Annotated in this window: 2 protein-coding genes; both read right to left on the bottom strand. The window is 56.4% G+C overall.

Annotated features, from left to right (window positions below; translation table 11 throughout):
• Positions 1 to 136 precede the first annotated feature (136 nt).
• Entirely contained in the window at positions 137 to 577 is a 441-nt protein-coding gene (locus AX702_RS09105) for a hypothetical protein (protein ID WP_066778705.1), read from the bottom strand.
• Positions 543 to 884 (bottom strand): DNA/RNA non-specific endonuclease (locus AX702_RS09100; RefSeq protein ID WP_231731795.1); only part of this gene is annotated, 342 nt, incomplete at its 5' end. The genes AX702_RS09105 and AX702_RS09100, both read right to left, overlap by 35 nt.

Here is an 884-nt window from a genome sequence, read left to right as displayed (position 1 = left end):
GCACCGCGATGGCGTGCCCATGCTCGTCCTCTATGAGGTGCGATTTCATGAGTGTAGTGCCCCTCAAAGGCCAAAGATGGGCACTCCGATCATTGGAGAATATCGGTTCTGCGTCGAGCGTCCGGAAAGACCTAACTTACAAACCATAGCTTTGAAGTTCGTCTTCCGTGGGTAGAGGCGGGTAGACAATCGGCTTGTCTCCGAAATGCCGCTGCAGCGCACGCTCGCGTCGCTCGGTCACGTCTTCCTGCGGATCGATCTCATCCGGATAGAAGTAGGCGACGTCGAATTTGCCGTCACGGACCACATATTCCAGCTCCGACCACCGATTTTGCCCGTCCTGCGCTTCCCACAATTCGAGTAGCGCGTAGGGCAAGCGCTGATTTATCGGCCATCTAAAAAGTAACTGGTTACCAAGTTCCTTGAAGATCGATTCTCCGATCATGTTGTGATCAAGTTGGGCATAGAGCAGCGTAGGCTCAGACGAATATTCACCATCCTCCATCAGCAATCGGCCAATCTCGTTCAACAGCTGCTCTGATTCAGTTTCCGCCACGGCGCTTCTCCGATCGCTCATTGGGAAATCCTAAACTCTTCGTTTTGCCATCAACCGTCCACCACACATTGATCGTCGATGGTCGCACGGAATTGCCGCTGAACTGCGGAACGATCTTCACCGTTACCGCCCGTCCGGCACGCTTGTCCCTGGCCCATTCATCCTCGAGCAGACGGTAGCCGCCCCGGTTGAAATTGGCATTCTGCGCGAAGTGGTTGAACGCCTCGGTCGGACCGTTGAAGCGCGCCGCGATGTAATGGCCGCCATCGTCGCTCGCCCGACGTTCTGCGCCGCCCGCCTGCGCTTGGGAAGCGCGAGAACGGATCGG

The sequence above is a fragment of the Sphingomonas sp. CCH5-D11 genome (genome assembly GCF_001557395.1).
Classification (GTDB): Bacteria; Pseudomonadota; Alphaproteobacteria; order Sphingomonadales; family Sphingomonadaceae; genus Sphingomonas.
The sequence above is the reverse complement of the archived record's forward strand: the minus strand, read 5'-3'. Positions and strand labels throughout refer to the sequence as shown.

What these genes read in the sequence shown, in the direction of transcription:
- AX702_RS09105 (WP_066778705.1), bottom strand. Translation starts at nt 577, where the DNA reads ATGAGCGATCGGAGAAGCGCCGTGGCGGAAACTGAATCAGAGCAGCTG.